At 69.1% G+C, this 6,126-nt stretch carries 5 protein-coding genes and 1 pseudogene; 2 read left to right on the forward strand and 4 right to left on the reverse strand.

What is annotated here, in order from left to right:
- Window positions 1-564: 564 nt before the first annotated feature.
- Window positions 565-1,053: a DUF1552 domain-containing protein gene (locus tag D7Y21_RS39665; protein ID WP_233612477.1), complete on the reverse strand. Its 489-nt coding sequence runs from the start codon at window positions 1,051-1,053 to the stop codon at window positions 565-567.
- Window positions 1,054-1,156: 103 nt separating this feature from the next.
- A pseudogene (locus D7Y21_RS43735) lies at window positions 1,157-1,453 on the reverse strand (lipoprotein); the annotation flags it as partial.
- On the opposite strand from D7Y21_RS43735, the gene D7Y21_RS39670 reads away from it, so the two are divergent.
- Window positions 1,398-2,303, forward strand: coding sequence for a bile acid:sodium symporter family protein (locus D7Y21_RS39670; RefSeq protein WP_120564803.1), 906 nt, complete (start codon window positions 1,398-1,400; stop codon window positions 2,301-2,303). The pseudogene D7Y21_RS43735 and the gene D7Y21_RS39670 overlap by 56 nt on opposite strands.
- 242 nt (window positions 2,304-2,545) lie before the next feature.
- Here the strand turns inward: D7Y21_RS39670 and D7Y21_RS39675 are convergent, their stop codons facing one another.
- Window positions 2,546-2,923, reverse strand: coding sequence for a hypothetical protein (locus D7Y21_RS39675; protein WP_121718483.1), 378 nt, complete (start codon window positions 2,921-2,923; stop codon window positions 2,546-2,548).
- A gap of 331 nt (window positions 2,924-3,254) precedes the next feature.
- A complete protein-coding gene (locus D7Y21_RS39680) occupies window positions 3,255-4,145 on the reverse strand; it encodes a hypothetical protein (protein ID WP_147443263.1) in 891 nt (296 codons plus the stop codon).
- Window positions 4,146-4,305: 160 nt separating this feature from the next.
- On the opposite strand from D7Y21_RS39680, the gene D7Y21_RS39685 reads away from it, so the two are divergent.
- On the forward strand, window positions 4,306-5,964 hold the full coding sequence (locus tag D7Y21_RS39685; protein WP_121718484.1) for an amidase: 1,659 nt from the start codon (window positions 4,306-4,308) through the stop codon (window positions 5,962-5,964).
- Window positions 5,965-6,126: the final 162 nt, after the last annotated feature.

Consider the following 6,126-nt stretch of genomic DNA (forward strand, 5'->3'; position numbering starts at 1 on the left):
ACGGTGCCCACCACAATCAACAATCAGGGAAACATCTGGGGTGGCGGTGGCGGTGGTGGCGGTGGCTCGGGCTGCAATTCAAACGCAGGTGGCGGCGGCGGTGCCGGTGCCGTAGGCGGCGCCGGAGGGGCGGGGGCTTCCAGTCTCAGCCCCGCTGATGAGCTGGCTTTCTGCGGTCAGGACAATGGGGGCCGGAGCGGTACGCCTGGGAACTCGGGTGGAAATACGGGAGGCGAGGGAGGCAAGGCTGGCGACTATACCGGTGGGTCGATGGGACCCGGCTCTTACTCCGTCCTGGGCGGTGATGGCGGCGGATATGGGCAGCCGGGACAGTCTTCGGCAGCCTGTGTCTTCGCGTCCAGTGGGGGCGCCGCAGGGGCGGCCATCAAGCGCAATGGCCATACGGTCAACGTCCCGGATGGCGCATACGATACCGGCGGTGGCCACATTCGCGGACCTGTCGTGCGGTAGGCCTGGGCCTCCTCCCAGAGCCTTCTCTGGCTCTGGGAGGCTTGCCCCGGGCTCCGCATGGTTCGCCGTAGGGCCTTGATGCTCGACTCCCAATCATGTGGGCCATGTCTTCCCATGGGACTCCATGACGTCAGCCGTACAGTTCGCTGAGCGGTCCGGGCTTGATGCGCGTGCTGACCTCCAGCCCGAAGTGGTCGAGCGAGCTATCCCCGAGCGCGTGCCCCAGGGAGTTGAAGAGGTTGGAGACCTTGGCGGTTCCGGGCCCGGCCATCCCGCGTTGTCGGACATGAAGAGGATGGCGGTGGGGTCCAGCATGGAGCCGCTCGCGCCCACCTCCGGCGTGGCCGCCAGCGTCCGCGCGAGCTTCGCCACCAGCGCGACATGGCGGCGGGTGACCTCCACCACCGCGTTCCAGTTCGCGCCGGCTTCAATCTCGTGCTGGAGCTGGTGGTGCGTCAGGCCCGTGATGTCTGCGGGGTAGGTGACGTCGATCCCTGACGTGCCCGCGGAGAGGACGACAACGTTCGTGAGGCCTCCCAGCAGCGCGGCCGTCGCGATCTGGAACTGGGCTTCGAGGACCACGACATGGCTTCGACCTCGCAGGCGGAGGCGGTCGGCTCCACGGGCGGGTCCCCGCGTCGGGGACGGAGGCGTCCAGCGACGGGGTTCCGCCAATCGTTCCCTTGCAGCCGGCCAGCACCAGCAGCAGGCCCAGCAACAGCACCGGTCTCTTCATGTGCGCGACCATCCGGCGCCCCGCGAAGGGGCCGCGAGTCTCGCCGCGTGTTTCAACAGGTAAAGGCTCGCATGCGCAGGGGATGACGCCCCTTGTCATGGGAGGAATTGGCCGCCACTGGATTCCGTCATCGCGGGGTCTGCGACGCGGGGTTTTCTGGCAGAGTGTGTGCTTTCGCTGGGGGCCCGCCATGCAGAGCAGCGTCATCACCGAGGTGTTTCTTCCGATTGCCCTGGGCGTGATCATGCTCGGCCTGGGGCTGAGCCTCACCCTCGCGGACTTCCGCCGAGTGGCGGTGTATCCGCGCGCGGCGCTGGTGGGCCTGGGCTGTCAGACGCTGCTCATGCCTGGGGTCTGTTACGCCATCGCGACCGGCTTCGGGCTGCCTCCCCAGCTCGCGGTGGGGTTGATGCTGCTCTCCGCGACGCCGGGCGGTGCGACCGCGAACCTCTTCAGTCACCTGGCCAAGGGCGATGTCGCGCTGAACGTGAGCCTGACGGCGGTCAACAGCGTGCTGTCGCTGCTCACGCTGCCGCTCATCGTGAACTTCTCCCTTGCGCACTTCATGGGGGAGGAGCGCGCCATTCCGTTGCAGTTCGCCAAGATCGTCCAGGTGTTCGGCATCGTCCTGGTGCCCATCTCGCTGGGAATGTTTGTGCGCGCGAAGCGGCCGGCGCTCGCGAATGGCCTGGACCGGCCCGTGCGCATCATCTCGGCGCTGTTCCTGGTGCTCGTGGTGCTCGCGGCGACGCTCAAGGAGCGGGATCAGCTGGGCACGTACTTCCAGAGCGTGGGGCTCGCGGCGCTCGCCTTCAACCTGGCCAGCATGGCGGTGGGGTTCGTGGTGCCCATGCTGCTGCGTGTCGAGCGCAAGCAGGCGGTGGCGATCGCGATGGAGGTGGGCATCCACAACGGCACGCTCGCCATCGCCATCGCCTCCAGCCCCCGGTTGCTCAATGACGGCGTGATGGCCATTCCCGCGGCCATCTACAGCGTCATCATGTTCTTCACCGCCGGAGTCTTCGGCGCCCTGGTCGCAAGGAGGCAGGCCGCGAGCGCGACCGCGGAGGAGCTCCATCCGCGCAGGGCTCCGTGAAACTCTTCGGCCATGCCCGACGCAATGCCTCGCCGGACCTCCGGGGGGCATGCGAGGTCGGGAGGAAGCCAGGTTCATGCAAGGCGCGTCCACCGACCTTCAGACGCGTCTGTCTTTACGTCAACCGCGCGCCCGCCGCGAAGGCGAACGCGTCGGCGATGGCGCCGCACGCCGGACGTGGGCGCCATCCGGGCCTGGACCCGCGGGCCTGGCCCCGGTGCCCAGGAGCAGGTCGTGTGAACCTAGAGGTCCTTCAGGTTCCAGTCGATCTTCACGAGCCCGGTCGTCCTGCACTTCACCGTGTGGTCCTCGAGCGACGTGCTCGCGATGGTGAGCGTGACGGTCTCGCCGCTCGCCATGGTGAAGGTGAAGTCGGAGCGGTTGCCCATGCCGGTCGGGCCGCAGCCCGTGACGACGATCTTGTTGGTGTAGACGACGCCATCGTAGCTCTCGATGGAGATCTTCTGCACGTACGAGCCGCCGTCGCCCTTGATGCACTGCGAGAGGTCCGTGCTGCCGTTGATGGACACCAGGGCGGAGCCGGGGAGCATCGGGCCACCCGTGGCCGTGCCAATCGAGGAGCCGCAGGTGGTGGAGCTGAAGGCATTGATGCTGGACATGGTCGTTCTCTCCTGAGCGTGAGGTGGGATTGGGCCGGAGCGGCTTCGTGCCGCTCGCGACGCATCCCCTCAGTACACAAGGCGTGCCAGCACGCGGACGCCTCGGGACACGTGCGCGGCGCCTGGAATGGCCCTCCTTCGACGCGTCGAAAACGCCCGTTCGACGTCGATTCGACGCGTCGAGGTCAGAGGCGGGGGCGCCAGCGCCGGGCTGCCGGCGGAGATCCGAGCCGCGAACCCCATCTCTGAAGCACGAACACGACGGGCCTGCTCCCCCAGGGGGAACAGGCCCGTTCGCGACAACCACCGGGTTACACCTGCCGCGGGTCGCTCAGTACGTGCAACGCAGGACCTGTCGGTAGGTGCCGCACTGGCTGAAGTCCGTCGTGCCCGCGGGCTGCGAGTGGTAGCAATTGGAGACGACGGGGTCGCAGGGCAGGCTGGGCCAGACGTCGTAGGCGTCGCCGTCGGTGAGCGCGAACTCCGTCACGCGCGCCACCAGCCGGGCGGTCTTCTGCATCGTCGCGCCGTTGTCGCCGCCAGCGCTGAAGGCGAGCGGGACCGTGTGCGGGTCGATGGCCTGGTGCAGCTTCGTGTACGTCCAGTCGAGCTTGTAGTTGGGCCGGCCGTAGACGGACGGGATGCCGTCGGGCGCCGTGACGGAGAGCCAGTCGGTGTAGCCGGAGACCGAGGCGTGGCCCCGGTAGAGGAGGTTTTCGTTGCCCTGGACGACGTAGCGGGGGGTGACCGCCTCGTCGATCCAGATGCCCGAGTCGCCGCGGAAGTCATAGAAGCGCGGGGCCACCACGATGCGCGCGGTGTACTCGCGCGGCGTGCCCGTGTTCGTGGTGACCTTGACGAAGAGCGGCAGGCCCGAGAGCACCGTGTTGAGCTCGTGGCCCTCGTGGAGGACGATCTCGAACCGGCGCTCGCTGATGACGTTCGCGTCCCCGAAGGCGTCGTCCGGAACGAAGCTGAGGACGTCCGCGAGGTAGCGGTTCGCGGTGGCGCGGATGACGAGCGCGCGGACGCCGTCACGCTGCTCGAAGGTGCCGAGCGTCTCGAAGCTCAGCTCGTTGTTGCCCACCGTGGCGTAGAGGCGGGTCGCCGTCTCCGCGGCGGTGCTGACGCCCAGCTCCTCCGTGGACTCGGATTCGATGGGGGTGTTGTCACAGGCCGCGAGTGCGGTGAAGCAGGTCAATGCAAGGGCACGTAGACGCATGAGGGGGTCTCCAGGTGAGGAGTTGTCTGTATCACACGCCCCTGACACCGCTTCTGGCTGGGATTGTGCCAGCCTTGTCACAAGATGCTCGCCACGGCTCTTCCGCCAGGTGGGGGAATCGGGTCCACTTGGCGCCCCTCCACGAACGGGTGCCTGCTCCATGACGAAGAAGACGGCTGCTTCCGATGTGAACCCGGCGGGCCTCTCCCGCCGCACGCTCCTCGGGGCCGCGGCGGTCGTAACGGGGGCGCTGGCCGCCCGCGATGCGCGCGCCGCCGCGCCGGCCGCCGCCACGCCCGGGGCCTTCGCGCTCGAGGAGGCGACGGTCGCGGAGCTGCGGGCGGGCCTGGAGTCCGGCAAGCACACCGCGCGCGGGCTGACGGAGGCCTACCTCGCGCGCATCCGTGCGCTCGACCGCACCGGGGACCTTCCGCTGTGTTCGGTCATCGAGCTCAACCCCGACGCGCTCACGCAGGCCGACGCGCTGGACGCCGAGCGCAAGGCGAAGGGCGCGCGCGGGCCGCTGCACGGCATCCCCGTGCTCATCAAGGACAACATCGCCACGGCCGACAAGATGCAGACCACCGCGGGCTCGCTCGCGCTGGTGGGCGCCGTCCCGCCGCGAGACGCGTTCATCGTGGAGCGGCTGCGCGCCGCCGGCGCCGTGCTCCTGGGCAAGACGAACCTCAGCGAGTGGGCCAACTTCCGCTCCACGCACTCGACCAGCGGCTGGAGCGGGCGCGGCGGCCTGTGCCGCAATCCCTATGCGCTCGACCGGACGCCTTCCGGTTCAAGCTCGGGCTCGGGTTCGGCCACCGCGGCCAGCTTCTGCGCCGTATCGGTGGGCACCGAGACGGACGGCTCCATCGTCTCGCCCGCGTCCGCGTGTTCGCTGGTGGGCTTGAAGCCCACGGTGGGGCTCGTCAGCCGCGCGGGCATCATCCCCATCTCGTCGACCCAGGACACCGCGGGCCCCATGACGCGCACCGTGGCGGACGCCGCGGCGCTGCTGAGCGTGCTCGCGGGCGAGGACCCACGCGACGCCGCCACCGCCGCGGGCAAGGGCCGCGCCCACCCGGACTACACGAAGTTCCTCGACCCCCAGGGGCTCAAGGGTGCGCGCATCGGTGTGCCGCGCGAGCGGTTCTTCGGCTACCACCCGGCCACGGACGCGGTCGTGGAGCGCGCGCTCGAAGTGATGAAGGCGCAAGGGGCCGTGCTGGTGGACCCCGTGGTGCTGCCCAACGTGGCGAAGCTCGACGAGCCCGAGCTGGAAGTGATGCTGTATGAGTTCAAGGCGGGCCTGGAGGCGTACCTCGCACAGCTCGGCGAGGGCGCCCCCGTGCGGACGCTGGCGGACCTCATCGCCTTCAACGAGAAGCACCGCGAGCGCGAGATGCCCTACTTCGGCCAGGAGCTGCTGCTCCAGGCGCAGAAGAAGGGCCCGCTCACGGACGCCGCCTACAAGAAGGCGCTCGCGGCGTGCCGCCGGTACTCGCGCGCCGAGGGCCTGGACGCGGTGATGAACAAGCACAAGTTGGATGCGCTCGTGGCGCCGACGCAGGCACCGGCGGGCCCCATCGACCTGGTGCTGGGCGACCACTGGCTGGGCAGCAGCTCCACGCCCGCCGCCGTGTCCGGCTACCCGACCCTCACGGTGCCCGCGGGCGACGTGCACGGGCTGCCGGTGGGGGTGTCCTTCATTGGCCGCGCCTGGAGCGAGCCCGTGTTGCTCAAGCTCGCCTATGCCTACGAGCAGGCTTCGCATGCGCGGCGCAAGCCCGCGTTCGCCCGGAGCGTGGACCTGCGCGGCGCGTAGAGGAGGGGAGGGCGGAGGATTGGATGAAGCCCGGATTTAACTCGGCTTAATTCAACGGCGGGCGGCTGCCGCGTGAATCCGGGTTGAAAGTTCCAACCCAGGGCCCACGCCATGATCCGCCTCTCACCCCGCAGCACGCCGACCCCCGTCCTTCCCCGCCAG

Source organism: Corallococcus sp. AB045 (assembly GCF_003668895.1).
GTDB lineage: Bacteria > Myxococcota > Myxococcia > Myxococcales > Myxococcaceae > Corallococcus > Corallococcus coralloides.

Excerpts from the sequence above, each read along its gene's own strand:
- D7Y21_RS39670 (WP_120564803.1), top strand. The coding sequence starts at position 1,398 with ATGCAGAGCAGCGTCATCACCGAGGTGTTTCTTCCGATTGCCCTGGGC.
- D7Y21_RS39675 (WP_121718483.1), bottom strand. The coding sequence starts at position 2,923 with ATGTCCAGCATCAATGCCTTCAGCTCCACCACCTGCGGCTCCTCGATT.
- D7Y21_RS39680 (WP_147443263.1), bottom strand. The coding sequence starts at position 4,145 with ATGCGTCTACGTGCCCTTGCATTGACCTGCTTCACCGCACTCGCGGCC.
- D7Y21_RS39685 (WP_121718484.1), top strand. The coding sequence starts at position 4,306 with ATGACGAAGAAGACGGCTGCTTCCGATGTGAACCCGGCGGGCCTCTCC.